Source organism: Actinoplanes sp. NPDC049548 (assembly GCF_040676695.1).
In the GTDB taxonomy this organism is placed as follows: domain Bacteria; phylum Actinomycetota; class Actinomycetes; order Mycobacteriales; family Micromonosporaceae; genus Actinoplanes.
On record NZ_JBFAPM010000001.1, the window covers coordinates 681,941 to 697,072 of the forward strand.

Annotated in this window: 14 protein-coding genes; 4 read left to right on the forward strand and 10 right to left on the reverse strand. The window is 71.6% G+C overall.

Annotated features, from left to right (window positions below):
* Positions 1–72: 72 nt before the first annotated feature.
* The 9 genes from AB0J80_RS03270 to AB0J80_RS03310 form a co-directional block, all read right to left on the reverse strand.
* The gene (locus AB0J80_RS03270) at positions 73–1,098 is read right to left on the reverse strand and encodes a succinate dehydrogenase/fumarate reductase iron-sulfur subunit (RefSeq protein ID WP_364699754.1); all 1,026 of its coding nucleotides are present in this window, start codon (positions 1,096–1,098) and stop codon (positions 73–75) included.
* A complete protein-coding gene (locus AB0J80_RS03275; RefSeq protein ID WP_364699757.1) occupies positions 1,098–3,008 on the reverse strand; it encodes a fumarate reductase/succinate dehydrogenase flavoprotein subunit in 1,911 nt (636 codons plus the stop codon). The genes AB0J80_RS03270 and AB0J80_RS03275 overlap by 1 nt, the downstream gene beginning before the upstream one ends.
* Positions 3,009–3,021: 13 nt before the next feature.
* Positions 3,022–3,828, reverse strand: coding sequence for a hypothetical protein (locus AB0J80_RS03280; protein WP_364699759.1), 807 nt, complete (start codon positions 3,826–3,828; stop codon positions 3,022–3,024).
* A 139-nt stretch (positions 3,829–3,967) separates the two neighbouring features.
* Positions 3,968–4,861: a hypothetical protein gene (locus AB0J80_RS03285; protein WP_364699762.1), complete on the reverse strand. Its 894-nt coding sequence runs from the start codon at positions 4,859–4,861 to the stop codon at positions 3,968–3,970.
* A gap of 76 nt (positions 4,862–4,937) precedes the next feature.
* On the reverse strand, positions 4,938–6,335 hold the full coding sequence (locus AB0J80_RS03290) for a metallopeptidase TldD-related protein (protein WP_364699764.1): 1,398 nt from the start codon (positions 6,333–6,335) through the stop codon (positions 4,938–4,940).
* Complete coding sequence (locus AB0J80_RS03295) at positions 6,332–7,768, reverse strand: TldD/PmbA family protein (protein WP_364700173.1); 1,437 nt, start codon at positions 7,766–7,768, stop codon at positions 6,332–6,334. The genes AB0J80_RS03290 and AB0J80_RS03295 overlap by 4 nt, the downstream gene beginning before the upstream one ends.
* A gap of 42 nt (positions 7,769–7,810) precedes the next feature.
* Positions 7,811–8,329 (reverse strand): Uma2 family endonuclease, encoded by a 519-nt coding sequence (locus AB0J80_RS03300; protein WP_364699766.1) that lies wholly within the window; start codon positions 8,327–8,329, stop codon positions 7,811–7,813.
* Positions 8,330–8,373: 44 nt separating this feature from the next.
* Positions 8,374–8,892 (reverse strand): Uma2 family endonuclease, encoded by a 519-nt coding sequence (locus AB0J80_RS03305; protein WP_364699768.1) that lies wholly within the window; start codon positions 8,890–8,892, stop codon positions 8,374–8,376.
* Entirely contained in the window at positions 8,889–10,619 is a 1,731-nt protein-coding gene (locus tag AB0J80_RS03310; protein ID WP_364699771.1) for a prolyl oligopeptidase family serine peptidase, read from the reverse strand. The genes AB0J80_RS03305 and AB0J80_RS03310 overlap by 4 nt, the downstream gene beginning before the upstream one ends.
* 87 nt (positions 10,620–10,706) lie before the next feature.
* On the opposite strand from AB0J80_RS03310, the gene mshB reads away from it, so the two are divergent.
* Genes mshB through AB0J80_RS03330 form a run of 4 tightly spaced genes read left to right on the forward strand, consistent with a single transcriptional unit; the run spans position 10,707 to position 14,272 of the window.
* Positions 10,707–11,585: an N-acetyl-1-D-myo-inositol-2-amino-2-deoxy-alpha-D-glucopyranoside deacetylase gene (mshB, locus tag AB0J80_RS03315; RefSeq protein WP_364699773.1), complete on the forward strand. Its 879-nt coding sequence runs from the start codon at positions 10,707–10,709 to the stop codon at positions 11,583–11,585.
* Positions 11,582–12,025, forward strand: a complete 444-nt coding sequence (locus tag AB0J80_RS03320; RefSeq protein WP_364699775.1) for a hypothetical protein — start codon at positions 11,582–11,584, stop codon at positions 12,023–12,025. Before mshB ends, AB0J80_RS03320 begins: the two co-directional genes overlap by 4 nt.
* Before the next feature lie 52 nt (positions 12,026–12,077).
* Positions 12,078–13,787 carry a VanW family protein gene (locus tag AB0J80_RS03325; protein WP_364699777.1) on the forward strand — a complete coding sequence of 570 codons (1,710 nt, stop codon included), beginning with the start codon at positions 12,078–12,080 and terminating at the stop codon, positions 13,785–13,787.
* A gap of 20 nt (positions 13,788–13,807) precedes the next feature.
* Positions 13,808–14,272: a hypothetical protein gene (locus tag AB0J80_RS03330; RefSeq protein ID WP_364699779.1), complete on the forward strand. Its 465-nt coding sequence runs from the start codon at positions 13,808–13,810 to the stop codon at positions 14,270–14,272.
* On the opposite strand, the gene AB0J80_RS03335 is transcribed toward AB0J80_RS03330, so the two are convergent.
* The gene (locus tag AB0J80_RS03335; protein WP_364699781.1) at positions 14,226–15,068 is read right to left on the reverse strand and encodes an alpha/beta hydrolase; all 843 of its coding nucleotides are present in this window, start codon (positions 15,066–15,068) and stop codon (positions 14,226–14,228) included. The genes AB0J80_RS03330 and AB0J80_RS03335 overlap by 47 nt on opposite strands.
* Positions 15,069–15,132: the final 64 nt, after the last annotated feature.

Below are 15,132 nucleotides of genomic sequence, written 5' to 3' on the forward strand. Positions count from 1 at the left end.
GGTGCTGCGGTTGGGTGCTGGTGTGTGCGTACCGGAAAAAGAAGGGCCCGCTCGAAAGCGGGCCCTTGGCGATCAGTCCTTGTCCGGTTCGGGGTGGTTGTAGGTGATCTTTCGGAGCGGGAACTCCTGGTCGTCGCCGAAGGGTGACGGGCCGCCCGCCTTCTGGGAGAGCAGTTCCGCGACGTCGAGCTTGCCGTCCGGGCCCACCGGCGGGGGCTGCGGTCCGCGGGTGCCGGCGCCGGAGAGGCCGGCCGCGACGCCGGTGACGCCCTCGGAGGAGCTCGGGGCCATGTTCTCGCCCGTGCGGCTGCGGGTGGGGATGCCGCCGGGGGTCGACGGGCCGGTGTCGAGCTGGTCGCGGCGGAAGATCTTGCGGCCGAGCCAGACCAGCGGGTCGTAGCGGCGGTCCACCACCCGTTCCTTCATCGGGATGATGGCGTTGTCAGTGATCTTGATGTGCTCGGGGCAGACCTCGGTGCAGCACTTGGTGATGTTGCAGTAGCCGAGGCCCTGATTGGCCTGCGCGTACTCCTTGCGGTCCTCGCGGTCGTCGAGCGGGTGCATGTCGAGCTCGGCCGCGCGGATGAAGTAGCGCGGGCCGCTGAACGCCTTCTTGTTCTCCTCGTGGTCGCGGACCACGTGGCAGGTGTTCTGGCACAGGAAGCACTCGATGCACTTGCGGAACTCCTGCGAGCGGTCCACGTCGACCTGCTGCATCCGGTAGTCGCCGGGCTTGACCCCCGGCGGCGGCGCGAACGCGGGCGTCTCACGGGCCTTCTCGTAGTTGAACGAGACGTCCGTGACCAGGTCCCGGATCACCGGGAAGGTGCGCAGCGGGGTGATCGTGACGGTCTCGTTCTCCTCGAACGTCGACATCCGCGTCATGCAGCCCAGCCGCGGCTTGCCGTTGATCTCCATCGAGCAGGAGCCGCACTTGCCGGCCTTGCAGTTCCAGCGGCAGGCCAGGTCCGGGGTCTCCGTCGCCTGCAGCCGGTGGATGATGTCGAGCACGACCTCGCCGTCGTTGACCTCGACGTCGAAGTCCTGGATCTCGCCGCCGGACGCGTCGCCCCGCCAGACCCGGAAGTGGCGCTTCATCAGTTGGCCTCCGTCGCGATCGCGTCGAACTCCGCGAGTTCCTCGTCGGTCAGGTACTTGCTGAGCTCCGTGCGCTTGAAGAGCTTGAGCAGCTCCTCGCGCATCTTGGGCAGCGGCTTGCGCTCCAGGTGCACGTCGCCGGCGTCGTCCAGCGAGCAGACCAGGTTCACCTTGCGCCACTCGGGGCTCATCTTCGGGAAGTCCTCCCGGGTGTGCCCGCCGCGCGACTCCTCCCGCTCCAGCGCCGCCTTGGCGGTGCACTCGGAGACGACAAGCATGTTGCGCAGGTCCAGGGCGAGGTGCCAGCCCGGGTTGTAGCGGCGGCCGCCGGTCGCGCCGACGTTCGCGACCCGCAGCTTGAGCTCCTGCAGCCGCTTCAGCGCGTCGGACAGCTCACCCTCGCGCCGGATGATGCCGACCAGGTCACCCATGACGGCCTGGAGATCCTGCTGCAACGTGTACGGGTTCTCCCCGCCTTCCCGGCTCAGCGGCGCGAGCGCGGTGTCGACGGCCTGTTCCACATCGGACGTCGCCACGCGGGGGCGCTTGCCCAGCGCGTCGGTGTACGCGGCCGCGTGTTCACCCGCCCGCTTGCCGAACACCAGCAGGTCGGACAGGGAGTTGCCGCCGAGCCGGTTGGAGCCGTGCATGCCGCCGGACACCTCGCCGGCCGCGAACAGGCCCTCGACCGAGCCGAACGCCGCGCCGGTGTCCGGGTCGACCTCGACGCCGCCCATCACGTAGTGGCAGGTCGGGCCGACCTCCATCGGCTCCTTGGTGATGTCCACGTCGGCCAGTTCCTTGAACTGGTGGTACATCGACGGGAGCCGCCGGGTGATGGTCTCGGTCGGCATCCGGGTGGAGACGTCGAGGAAGACACCGCCGGACTTGGTGCCCCGGCCGGCCTTGACCTCGCTGTTGATCGCGCGGGCGACCTCGTCGCGGGGCAGCAGCTCCGGCGGGCGGCGGTTGTTGTCCGGGTCGGTGTACCAGCGGTCCGCCTCCTCCTCGGTGTCGGCGTACTGGTGCCGGAACACGTCGGGGACGTAGTCGAACATGAACCGCTTGCCGTCGGAGTTGCGCAGCACGCCGCCGTCGCCGCGGACCGACTCGGTGACCAGGATGCCCTTGACGCTGGGCGGCCAGACCATGCCGGTCGGGTGGAACTGCAGGAACTCCATGTTGATCAGCGTCGCGCCGGCCCGCAGGGCGAGCGCGTGACCGTCGCCGGTGTACTCCCACGAGTTCGAGGTCACCTTGTACGAGCGGCCGACGCCACCCGTGGCCAGCACCACCGCGGGCGCCTCGAGCAGGATGAACTCGCCGGACTCGCGGTAGTAGCCGAACGCGCCGGCGACCTTGTTGCCGTCCAGCAGCAGCTCGGTGATGGTCGTCTCGGCGAAGACCCGGATCCGGGAGTCGTAGTTCCCCGTCTCGGCGAAGTCCTCCTGCTGCAGCGACACGATCTTCTGCTGCAGCGTACGGATCAGCTCCAGGCCCGTACGGTCGCCGACGTGCGCGAGCCGCGGGTACTCGTGGCCGCCGAAGTTCCGCTGCGAGATCTTGCCGTCCTTCGTACGGTCGAACAGCGCCCCGTACGTCTCCAGCTCCCAGATCCGCTCCGGGGCCTCCTTGGCGTGCAGCTCCGCCATCCGGAAGTTGTTGAGGAACTTGCCGCCGCGCATGGTGTCGCCGAAGTGCACCATCCAGTTGTCGCGGCTGTTCACGTTCCCCATCGCCGCCGCGGCGCCACCCTCGGCCATGACCGTGTGCGCCTTGCCGAACAGCGACTTCGAGATGATCGCGGTCTTCTTGCCCGCCAGCCGGGCCTCGATGGCGGCGCGCAGCCCGGCCCCGCCCGCGCCGATGACGACGACGTCGTAGTGGTGTCGTTCGATTCGCGTAGTCATGTGTGGGGGCCCTCTAGTTGATGAAGCGCAGGTCGGAGAACCAGCCGGCCGACACCGCCATGACGTAGAAGTCGGTCAGGGCGAGCGTGCCGAGGGTGATCCAGGCGAGCTGCATGTGCCGGGCGTTGAGCTTCGAGACGAAGACCCAGAAGCGGTAGCGCACCGGGTGCTTCGAGAAGTGCTTGAGCCGCCCGGCGACGATGTGCCGGCACGAGTGGCAGGACAACGTGTACGCCCACAGCATCACCACGTTGCCGACCAGGATGATGTTGCCCAGCCCGAACCCGAACTCGTCCCCGCTCTGGAACGCCCGTACGGCATCCCACGTGTTGATGACGGAGATGATGCCGGCGGCGTAGAACGCGTACCGGTGGGCGTTCTGGAAGATCAGCGGGAACCGCGTCTCACCGGTGTACTTCTCGTGTCCGTCGGGCACGGCACAGGCCGGCGGCGACATCCAGAAGGCCCGGTAGTAGGCCTTGCGGTAGTAGTAGCAGGTGAGGCGGAAGAGCAGCAGGAACGGCAGCGTCAACGCGGCTTCCGGGATGAGCCAGAAGGACGGCAGCGGCGTGCCGAACTCCGCGGACCCCTCGACGCACCGGTCGGTGAGACAGGGCGAGTAGAACGGGGTCAGATAGTGGAACTGCTCGACGTAGTACCACTTGTGCATGAACACGCGGACAGTGGCGTAGATCACCCACGCACTCAGCCCCACGAAGGTCACCAGCGGCGCGATCCACCACCGGTCCGTACGCAACGTCTTCGCCGCGATGGCGGCGCGCGAACGCCCCGCATCCGGCCTCGTTGCCGTCGTCGTCATTGACGTCTCCCTGAACAGTGCAGCCATGACGTGCTCTGGCGGCGGGCGCGCAGGAACCTGTCTGTGTGCGTCCGCGATGTGTGGCACACGTTACAACGAAGGTCAGCTTCGTGCGCTGTAAGGGAAGGCTTACCGCTCGCTACAAGTCGGGCGCGGCCAGTCTGCGGATCGGCCCGGCGCAGGCCGCGGGGGAGAATCGGTCCAGCTCATCGGTCACGGCCCGCCCGTCACCGGTCCGGGGAGCGACGAAGAAGGCCGGGGTACGGGACTTCACCTGCGCTTCGAGAGCCTCGGCATAAGCGGTACGGGCGTCGAGCAGCTGCCGCCACCCGTCGCCGGTCCGTCCGTCGCGCAGCTCGTTCACGTAGATCCGGACGGCGGCGTTCTCGTTGCGTACGGCGGCGGCACGGGTCTGGGGAGTGGTGGTGGCGCCGGGAGGGGTGAGGCGGTTGAGGCGCTGCTCGAGCTCCAGGCAGGCGGTGTCGCGGACGCGGTGGTCCTCGCGGGCGTCGGCGGCGTCGTCCCGGGCGCCGGAGAAGGCGGAGAGCACGGCGAGGCCACCGGCGCAGAGGCCGATGAGGACGAGGAGCGCCCCGGCGGAGAACCCGGCGATGAGCCACCGGCGCCGGCGTCGCTTCCGGGCGGTGCCGGCGGGCCCGGCGGGAGTGAGCCGGGCGGTCCAGGTGCGCCCGCCTGACGTTCCCGGCGGCGCGCCCCCGGCGGTGGCCTCGGTGCCGCCGGAGTCGGGCGTGCTGCCATCGGGGTTCGGCGTGGTGCCACCGAGGTTCGGCGTGGCGTCGCCGCGGATCGGTGTGGTGCCGTCCGGGGCGCTTGCTGAGGCGCCTCCAAAACTCGTGGGCGGGGTGCGGCCGGTGGTCGTGGAGCGGCCGGACCCGGGCCGGCTCGGGACCGTCGCCCTCCCCGGGTCGAACTCCGCCGCGGCGACGGCTCCGGCGGGCGCGCCGGTCGTGGGCTCGTCGGCCGGGTCGGCCCAGTCGGCGTCTGTTCCCTGGTCACGCGACATGTCGCTCACGGCCTCAGTGAAGCACGCCGGTCAATGCGCCACCCGCCGAAGTGACCGGACGGGCCGCTGACCGGGCCCGGGTCGGTCAGCCCGAGGCGTTGCCGGTGAAGTTCCAGGAGGCCAGGTGGAGGGCGGGTGCCGTGTAGCGGACGCCCGACCAGCGGTCCGGCAGCGATATCTCCTGCGCTCCGACTGCCAGGACGGCCCCCGGGCCCAGCGCCTGCGGGTAGGACTGGGTGAAGCGCAGGTTGCCCACGGCCGCCGTCACCTGGCCGTCCTCGACGAGCCAGACGCCGTTGCGGGTCAGGCCGGTCACGACGAGGCTCTTCTGGTCGAGCACCCGGGTGTACCAGAGGTCGGTCACCAGCAGCCCGCGCCGGATCCCGGCCACGAGGTCCCGTGCCGAGGGGGCGATCGGCCCGCCGTCGTCCGGACCGGCGGTGCCGGTCTCGGCGTGGCGGACGGCGGACGCGCTCGCCCCCGCCAGCCGCAGGTTCACGGCGGTCGGCCCCCATGTGCGGGATTCGCTTGTCGCATGGCCCGTGGAGGTCGCGCCCGCCTCGGCTGCCGACGTGCGGTCGTGGCTGACGGCGCGGGTCACGCCGTTCTCGACCAGCAGGAGCGTGCCGCGGGGGGTGCCCTCCGCGTCGAACGGCAGGGCTGCGCCGAGCGGTTCGTCGGTGATGGTGATGTGCTCGTCGAACTGCTGGGCGCCCAGCTCGGCGAAGGACTGGTGCTGGGCGAACGCCTTGCCGTTGAAGCCGAAGCTCGCCAGGTTGTCGAGCAGGTCCGTCACCGCGGTCGGTTCGAGGACGACCTCGTAGCGGCCCGGGGGGAGCTCGATCGGCCGGCCGCCGGCGCGGGCCTTGGCCGCGGCGCCGGCGCCGAGCTCCGCCCCGTCCAGGTCGGCGAGGCGGCCTGCGGCGCGGCGGGCGACACCGTCGGCGCCGTGGAGGCGGGCGATGCCGTCCATGGCCGCTTCGGCCGAGCGGCCGTGCACCGCCTGGCCGAGGGTGTTGGCGAAGCCGCCGGACGCGTACGTGGTGCGGCAGAAGCCGGCGGTCTCGAGGCCACCGGCGGCCTGGACGAAGTCGCGGACCCGGGCGGCGCGCTCCTGCGGGCCCGCGGCGGCGGTCGCCTCGTCGAAGCCGGCGTTCGGGGGCAGCGGCGTGGGCGGGGTGAGGCCGGGCCAGGTGGTATCCGGCGGGGACAGCCGGGCGGCGGCGATGGTTCGCTCGACCAGCGCCTGCAGGCCCTGTGCGTCGGTCACCGTCGTGGAGCCGCCGGCCGTACGGCCGGCGACGTGCAGCCGCAGCTGCACCGTCGTGGTGGCGTCGGCGACGTTCTGGTGGATCGCCGAGTTGGCGAACCGGGTCAGCGCCTCGGCGGAGTGGGCGGCCACCACCTCCGCCTCGGCCTGCGGGCCGGCGAGCCTCCGGGCCAGTTCGACGACGCGTGCCGCGAGGTCCATCTCGGCGTTCATCCGCGCACCCCTACCCGTACGTTGCTGAACCGTGCCGGCGCGGCGGGGTGCCCGGTGTGGCCCACCTGGCCGGGCTGGCCCTTGCCACAGTTGGGCGTGCCCCACGCGATGGTCTCGGACGACAGCATGTCCATGGACTGCCAGAACTTGGGGCCGATGCCCGTGTACGTGGGGTTGCGCAGCATCCGCCCGCGCTTGCCGTTCTTGATCTCCCACCCGATCTCGCAGCCGAACTGGAAGTTGAGCCGGCGGTCGTCGATCGACCAGGAGCGGTTGATGTCCATGAGGACGCCGTCGTCGGTGGCCGCGATGATCTCGTCGAGCGTGTGCGGGCCGGGCTCCAGGCCGACGTTGGTCATGCGGACCATCGGCATCCGCGCCCAGCCGTCGGAGCGGACACTGCCGGCGTAGTCGAGGCCGGCCATGGCCGCGGAGTCGCGCCCGGCCAGCACGCCGACCCAGATGCCGTCGCGCACGGCGTCGCGCTTGGCCGCCGGGGATCCCTCGTCGTCGTAGCCGAAACTGCCCAGCGCGCCCGGGATGGTCGGGTCGATCGTGATGTTCATCAGCTCGGAGCCGTAGCGCAGGCTCCCCAGCTGCTGGAGGTCGAGCCAGGAGGTGCCGGCGAACGCGGCCTCCCAGCCGAGGATCCGGTCCAGCTCGATGGCGTGCCCGACGGACTCGTGGATCTGCAGGGCCAGCTGCTCGCCGCCGAGGATGAGCGTGGTCTCCCCCGACGGGCACAGCGGCGCGGTGAGCAGCGCGCGGGCCTCGTCGGCCATCCGGGCCGCGTTGTCGACCAGCGCCAGCTCGTCGACGAGCTCCCAGCCGCGGGTGCCGTACTGCCCGCGGTGCGAGGGCCACGAGCGGCGCTGGATCTCGCCGTCACCGTACGCATTGGCGGTGATGCCGGCGCCGCACTCCCGGATGTGCTGGTCTATGCGGTGCCCGTCGCTCGAGACGAACCACTTGCGGGTGTCCCAGATCTGGTAGATGCCCTCGGCGAGATCGGCACCGGCGTCGCGGGCCGCGGCCGTCGCCGCGACGAGCAGGTCGCCCTTGGTGGACAGCGGCACGGACAGCGGGTCGACCTCGCAGGTGCTGGCCCAGCTGGCGGTCCCGGCCCCGGCGGGCACCAGGTCGATCTCCGGCCCGGGCACGAGGGCGCTGGCGGCGGCGATCTCGGCGGCCCGGCGCCCGGCAGCGCGGGCCGCGGCCCCGGACAGATCCGGTACGGCGTAGAAGCCCCAGCTGGACCCGACGAGCGCTCGCACCCCGATGCCCGCGCTCTCGCCGGAGTCGAGGTCCTCGACCTCGCCGTCGCGGGCGGTCATGGTCTCCGTGCGCCGCAGCATGACCCGGGCGTCGGCATACCGCGCACCCGCGTCGAGAGCGGCCTGGACCGCCGCCCCGGCCTCGTCGAAGTGATCCACACTCATGCGTCGACCCTAGACGAGCCCGGGTGCCGCCGTGGCTCACCTGTGGACAGCGGGCGGCGGAAGGAGACGCTCCGGCGAGATCGTGGCGTCCACGGGATCGGTCAGGTGCAGTACCTCCCCCACCGTGGTGACCGACCGTTGGACGTAGTGCCCGCCATCGAGCTCGTGGAGGTGCAGCGCCCCGGTCCCGTGATCGATCAGCAGACACCACGGAATCCCGGCCTCCGCGTAGTACTGCATCTTCAGAACCTTCGTCACGGAGGCACCGCAGGTCGTCACGACCTCGCCGACGAGCAGAACGGAGTCGCCCGCGACCGCCGGCTCATCGAAGTCGACCTCCGAGGCGATGACGACGTCCGGGATGAGGATGCGGGCGGGCTTCAGCCGGACGTGGACAGCCCTCAGGACATGAACACCCTCCGCCCGAAGCAGATCCACCAGACATCCTGCGATGTGCTGGTGGCGAGGAGCGCCGACCCGGCGGATCCACAGGGCGCCGTCGAACAGCTCGACGCGTTCGGACGCGCCCAGCGCCAGGAAATCCTCGTCGCTCATGGGCAGGCGCAAGCCGGGAGATGTTCCCACAGGCATCGAGTAGATCAGATGTTGAGGCCGGTGACGCGGACGAGCTGCATCACCGACTGCTCGACGTAGCCCTGGGCCGTCAGCATGTTGCTGTGCAGCAGGCCCCGGTCCGGTTCCGCCACGAGGTAGCAGGGGATGCGGGCCTGGGCGTACGCGTGCATCTTGAGCGTCCAGTCGACCGTCGCGCTCGCCGCAGAGGTGATCTCGCAGACGAGCCGCACCGAGCCCGCCTCGACCAGGGGGATGTCCGGGTCGATGGCGCCCGAGATGATCAGGTCCGGGACGGCGATGCGGCCGGGGCCCAGGCGGACCGGGACGCCGGTGATGACGTTCAGGTCGGTGCGGCCGGCGCGCAGGGCGTTGGCCAGCGCGTTCAGGATCATCTGGTGGCGGGGGGTGTCTCGGGGGCAGGTCAGGACGTTGCCGTCCCACAGCTCCGAGATCGCCGAGGTCTCGCCTAGCTGGAGGTAGTCGACCTCGGTCGTCGGCAGGGCTTCCATGGGCAGGCTGCGGCCGATCAGAGCTGATGTCATGCACACTCCCGGGTCAGGAACTTCAGTTCTTCGGACAGACCCCCGGTGGGGGAGACCAGCAGCGGCGCCGTTCCCGATGGCGCTGCCGCGTGGTGGTCGTAGATCTCGGTGTTGTCGGCTCGGTTGCCGAGGTAGCGCTCGGCGTACGCGGGTGGCAGGGTGGCCCAGTCCGTGACCGGGTCGATCGCGATGCCGCAGCGGAAGACGTCCGACCGGCGTTGGACGGCCAGCGTCGCCAGCCAGCCGCCGAGGCCGGTGCCGCGGACGGCGACCCGGGCCAGGTCGAGGTCGGGGTGTTTGCCGGTGAGCGCGTGCAGGGCGTCGACGTGGTCGGTGAGGGTGACGTCGGCGAGGCGGCGGTGGACCACCTTCTCGAAGCTGGGCGTGACTCCGGGCGTACCCCTGGTGTCGACGCTGACCACGACGAAGCCGGCGTCGGCCCACCATTGTCTTTCCTGCCAGCGGGCCGGGTCGAGGACGACTTGCTGGTGGCCGGGTCCGGCGCCGAGCTCGACGAGCACCGGCAGGCGGGTGCCGGTGACGTGGCCGGCGGGGTAGAGCACGCCGGTGGGCAGGGAGCGGTCGGTCACGCGGGCCAGGACCGGCTGCGGCGCGTACGGCAGCGGCGCGGCGTCCGACGGCAGCGGGATGACGGCTTCTCCGCGCCGCACGGTGTCGTCGATGACCAGGACGTCGCCGCCGGCGTGGGCGTGGTGCCAGCCCGGCCCCTCGCTGAGGCGGCGGGCCTTCCCGCCTGCTCCGCCCAGCGCTGTCCGCACCGCGTAGACGTGCTGCTCGGCGGGCTCGCCCTCGGTGCCTTCGACGATCAGCTCGGTCGTGCCGGCGAGGACGCCGACGACCCGGCGTACGTAGAGCTCGGGTGGGGTGAGCAGGCTGCCGTCGGCGAACAGGCAGCGGGCGTCGAAGCCGTCGTGGGCGAGCTCGCCGCCGACCAGGACGCGGCCGTCGGGCAGCAGCAGCGGGGTGCCCGGGACGGGCTCGACCCAGCGGGCGTCGGCGAGCTCCGCGTGGACCTGGGTCTCGCCCGTGCGCGGGTCGACCGACAGCACCAGGCCGTGCTGCTGGCTGCGGCGCAGCACCGTGATCAGGGGGTTGCCGCCGGTCCAGCGGACGTCGACCAGGTACGGGTACGTCTCCCGGTCCCAGTGCACGTCGACCCAGCCGCCGTACAGGTCCAGCAGGTGCAGGCTCACCGAGCCGGCGCTGCGGACTGCGAGGATTCGGCTGCCGTCGGGGGACCACCACCAGCCCCGGGTGCGGCCGAACTGGACGGCGGCGGGGTCCGGGAGCCCCCAGGACACGCCGGTGCCGGGTTCGCCGGCGAGCAGCTCGTCGCCGTTGTCGCCGATGACCCGCAGCGTGCCGTCGGGGGTGGTGTAGCCGACGGCTCGCCCGGCCGGGTCGGGCCGCGGGTCCAGCACGGGGGCGCAGGCGGTCGCGTCGATGCCGGAGCAGTGCAGCCGGCCGTCGCGGGCCCAGGTCAGCACCGAGAGGTCCGCGGATCCGGCGTACGCGTCGACGGGCCCCTCGGCGACCCTGGTCAGCGCCCCGGAGGCGACGGTGAGGACCCACAGCGCCGCCGCGGGGTCGTACGGCCCCGCGGAGCGCAGGAATGCCACTCGGGCGCCGTCCCCGCCGACCGTCACGGCATGGGGTGCGCCGTGGCGGAACCGGCCGGTGCGCCCGGCGAGCTCGGGATACTCCACGCCGACCAGCATCGCTGATCGGACACCACCCGCGGGGGGCAAACAGCAGACGAAGGGGCGGGACAGGGCGCGCGTAAAGTGGCGCGGGTGACCGACACCCTGCCCGCACGCCGCCTCATGCTGGTGCATGCCCACCCGGACGACGAGGTCACCGGCACCGGCGCCACGATGGCCCGCTACGTGGCCGAGGGCGCCCAGGTGACCCTGGTGACCTGCACGCTGGGCGAGGAGGGCGAGATCCACGTGCCCGAGCTGGCGCAGCTCGAGGCGCGCCAGGCGGACCAGCTGGGCGGCTGGCGCATCGGCGAGCTGCAGCGCGCCTGCGCCGCGCTCGGCGTCACGGATCACCGTTTCCTCGGCGGCGCGGGTCGCTACCGCGACTCCGGGATGATGGGTCTGGAGACCAACGACCATCCCCGGGCCTTCTGGCGGGCCGACCTCGACGAGGCCGCGGCCCACTGCCTGGAGATCATGCGGGAGGTACGCCCGCAGGTGCTCATCACGTACGACGAGAACGGCTTCTACGGCCACCCCGACCACATCCAGGCGCACCGGGTCGCCATGCGGGCCGCCGAGCTCGCCGAGGCGCAGGGGTTCGGCCCCGAGAAGATCTACTGGACGGCCATGCCGCGCAGCGTGCTCGAGGGCGGCATGGAGGCCTTCAAGGCGCTGGACGACAACCCGTTCGCCGAGGTGGAGAACGTCGACGACCTGCCCTTCGGCCACCCCGACGACGAGATCGCCGCCCGCATCGACGGCACCGACTTCTACGAGAAGAAGGTGGCGGCCATGCGCGCGCACGCCACGCAGATCCCGGACAACTCGTGGTTGTACGGCATCGCGGGCGACTTCGGCGGCGAGTTCATGGGCGTCGAGTACTTCACCCTGGCCAAGGGGGAGCGCGGCGAGGTCAGCGGCCCGCACAAGTGGGAGAGCGACCTCTTCAGCAACGTGGTCGGGCGATGACGCTGGAAGCGCCCGCGTCCGCCCCGCCCGCCGAGGAGCCGCAGCCGCCGCGGGCCGGCCTGGAGCGGCTGGTCCAGGCCGGCGGCGTCGTGGTCGCCCTGGTCGCGACGGTCCTGTCGGCGCTGCTGGAGCTCTTCATGACGCCGCTGCGCATCGGGGGGACGCCGATCGGCGTGGCGATCCTGCTGGCCGCCGTGGCCAACTACGCGATCTCGTGGTTCGCCGTCTCGACGGTGGGCCGGCGCTGGGCCCTCGCGCCGCCCTGGGCCGTGTGGACCGCGATCATGTTCTTCGCGGCCGGCGGCAGGACCACGGAGGGCGACTATCTGGTCAGCGGCAAGGACTGGGTGGCGCTGGTGATGATCCTGGTGGGCAGCCTGAGCTTTGCCGTCTTCGCCTACCGGGCGATCCTGAAGGGGCCGACCGTCACAAAGCTGTGACATCGCGTCGTGGGAGTTTGTCCGGCGTGATCGCCGCGCTGCACACTTGCGCGTGACCTCCGTATTCGAAGAGACCTCGCCGGCGGCGGCCGGGGAGTCGCGTCCCGTCGACCGTAGGCGGATCGTCGTGGTGGGCACGGTCGCCGCGGTGCTGATCGCGGCGGCCGGCGTGGCGGCCTGGGCGTACGGCGGCGATGTGCCGAGAGGCACCCGGGTGCTCGGCGTCGACCTGGGCGGCCTGTCCCGCTCGGAGGCGGAGCGCCGGCTGACCGAGGCCCTCGGCCCGCGTACCGGCGACCCGGTCGCGGTCGACCTGGACGGCAAGGCCGTGCGCGTCGAAGCCGCCGACATCGCGCTGAAGCTCAACGTCGACCTCACCGTGGGCAAGGCCATCAAGGGCAGCCCGTCGCTGTTCGGTGAGCGCAGCGTCGAGCCGGTGATCCAGCTCGACCGGGAGAAGCTCGAGACGGTCCTGCGGGGACAGCTCGACCCGAAGAAGGTCACGCTCAAGAAGCCCGGGATCACGTGGGCGGGGCTCACCCCGAGGCCGGCCTATCCGGCGGCCGGCCGCGGCCTCGACCCGGTCGCCGCGGCGGCCGAGGTGCGCAAGGCCTGGCTGACCGGCGGCACCGCCCGGGTCCCGCTGGTGGAGCGGCCGCCGGCGACGAGTCGTGAGCAGGTCGACGCGATGGTCCGCGACCTGGCCGTGCCGGCGGTGGCCGCGCCGGTGACCGTACGGGTGGCGGGCACGTCGTTCACGCTCTCGCCGGCCGCGATCGCCAAGGGGCTGGTGTTCCGGTCCGACGACGACGGGCTGCTCACGCCGGCGATCGACGGCAGGAAGCTGCACGCGGCGGCGGCCAAGGAGTTCGCCGCGGTCGAGAAGGAGCCGAAAGACGCGCGGGTCGTGCTGGCCAAGGGCAAGCCGGCGGTGGTCGCCGGCGCCCCCGGCGACATGGTCGACCTGACCGCGCTCGGCACCGCCCTGCTCGCCGTGCTGCCCGCCGCGGCGCCCCGCGCGGTCGACGCGACGCACACCGAGCAGCAGCCCGGCGTCACCGAGGCGGACATCGCCAAGCTCGGCATCAAGGAGAAGGTCTCGACCTTCACCACCTACTTCACCGGTGGCGCGAGCTCGCCCCGCAGCCAGAACATCATGACCATCGCCCGGGCCGTCGACGGCGCGATGGTCCGGCCGGGCGAGACCTTCTCCCTCAACGGGCACACCGGCGAGCGCGACTACGCATCCGGCTACCAGGACGCGCCGGTGATCGTCGGTGGGAAGCTCGAGCCCGGCGTCGGCGGCGGCGCCTCGCAGTTCACCACGACGCTGTTCAACGCGGCCTACTACGCGGGGCTGGAGGACGTCGAGCACAAGCCGCACTCGTTCTACTTCTCGCGCTACCCGGCCGTGATCGAGTCGACCATCTTCTACCCGACGCTCGATCTCAAGTTCAGGAACACCACGCCGTGGGGCATCTTCATCGACACCTCGTACACGAGCAGGTCGGTGACCGTCTCGATGTGGAGCACGAAGGTCTATGACAGCGTCAAGACCGTCCGAAGCCCCCGCCGCGACATCACGTCCCCGCCGACCGTGCACCGCGAGCCCGGCCCGAAGTGCATCACTAGCAGCGGACTCCCAGGTTTCACTCAGGATGCGTGGCGCGTCATCCGCAAGGATGGCAAGGAGGTCGAGCGCAAGAAGTTCACGTGGCGCTACGATCCCGAGCCACGATTCGTGTGCGGCGACGAGCCGTAAGTCCGTCGGAGGAGGACGCCATGAAGCAGCGTTGGGTGTCGATCGCGGCGCTGGCCGCGGCGCTGTTCGCGATCAACGTGGTGGCGCGGCTGGTGACGCGCCTCGCCTTCCCCGACAACGACACCGCGGAGAACACGGTGTCCGTCATCATGTTCGCGACCATCGGTGTGGTCCTCGCGGCGGTCGCGTTCACCCGCGCCCAGCGCGTCCCGGTCGGCACCTGGCTGCCCGACCTGGTCGCGGCGGCGGCCATCGGCATGCTGCTGACCGTCCTCGTCGGCCCGTTCGTGAGCGGTGACTACCCCTTCTCCGGCGGTGCGGGCAACTTCTTCTCGCAGATCTGGCTCTACGGCGGCTTCGCCATCGTCGGCACCCTGCTCGGCTACTGGACCGCCACGATGTTCGGCCGCGACTACCGCTCGAAGTCGCTCAAGGCCTTCACGGTTGCGAAGACCACGAAGCCCCGCCGGGTCGTCCGCCGCTGAGCACCTTGCGCAGCCGCTCAGCGAACCGGTCCGGCTCGTCGACGAAGCCGGTGTGGTCGCCGGGGAACAGCACCGGCTCGGTGCCGAGCTCCGCGGCGAGCGCCCTCGATGCCCGGTCGCAGAGCTGACCGGACGACTGTTCGCCGATGCCGACCACGATCCGGGCCGGGCCGGTGCGCAGCGCGTCGAGGTCGGGTCGCCACCGGGTGCCCGGGCCCAGCTCGTGGGTGAACCAGCGGTGCTCGTCCGCGGCCTGCTGAGGCGCCCGGTCGCCGCCGAAGACCATGGCGAACACCTCGTCCGGCATGCTGATGTTCGCCTGGGCCAGGAACTTCCGCCACGCTCCGGGGCCGTCGCCGGCGAGGTGGGTGGCGATGATGTCGGCCGTGCCGGCGTGGAGCTCGTCGCGGTCGTCGAGCAGCTCGACCAGCGGCGGCTCGTGGGCGATCACCGTGTGCACCTGCCCGGGGTGGTTCTCCGCCAGCGCCAGCGCGGTGAGGGCCCCGCCGCTGGAGCCGAGGACCGTGGCCGGGCCGGCGTCGAGGTGGGCGAGCAGCCGGCCGAGGTCGTCGGCGCGCAGCGGCGGCGTCGAGTCCTGCTCAGGGTTGTCGAGCGGGCTGCGGTTGATGCCTCGCGGGTCGGTCGTCAGCACCGTGTGGCCGTCGGCCGCGAGGCGGTCGGCCAGCGGCGCGAACGCCGTGGCGTCCATCGGCGCGCCCACGAGCACGATGAGCGGGCCGCTGCCGCGGAGCTCGTAGTGCAGGCGTGCGCCGGGTACCGCCAGGGTGTCGTTCATCGTGGTCTCCTCGCCATTGCTGTGGATCGTTCGCAAGAGGGACTGGCGGGATGCGGCAGAATCG

Excerpts from the sequence above, each read along its gene's own strand:
- AB0J80_RS03270 (WP_364699754.1), bottom strand. The coding sequence starts at position 1,098 with ATGAAGCGCCACTTCCGGGTCTGGCGGGGCGACGCGTCCGGCGGCGAG.
- AB0J80_RS03275 (WP_364699757.1), bottom strand. The coding sequence starts at position 3,008 with ATGACTACGCGAATCGAACGACACCACTACGACGTCGTCGTCATCGGC.
- AB0J80_RS03280 (WP_364699759.1), bottom strand. The coding sequence starts at position 3,828 with ATGACGACGACGGCAACGAGGCCGGATGCGGGGCGTTCGCGCGCCGCC.
- AB0J80_RS03290 (WP_364699764.1), bottom strand. The coding sequence starts at position 6,335 with ATGAACGCCGAGATGGACCTCGCGGCACGCGTCGTCGAACTGGCCCGG.
- AB0J80_RS03300 (WP_364699766.1), bottom strand. The coding sequence starts at position 8,329 with ATGAGCGACGAGGATTTCCTGGCGCTGGGCGCGTCCGAACGCGTCGAG.
- AB0J80_RS03305 (WP_364699768.1), bottom strand. The coding sequence starts at position 8,892 with ATGACATCAGCTCTGATCGGCCGCAGCCTGCCCATGGAAGCCCTGCCG.
- AB0J80_RS03320 (WP_364699775.1), top strand. The coding sequence starts at position 11,582 with ATGACGCTGGAAGCGCCCGCGTCCGCCCCGCCCGCCGAGGAGCCGCAG.
- AB0J80_RS03330 (WP_364699779.1), top strand. The coding sequence starts at position 13,808 with ATGAAGCAGCGTTGGGTGTCGATCGCGGCGCTGGCCGCGGCGCTGTTC.
- AB0J80_RS03335 (WP_364699781.1), bottom strand. The coding sequence starts at position 15,068 with ATGAACGACACCCTGGCGGTACCCGGCGCACGCCTGCACTACGAGCTC.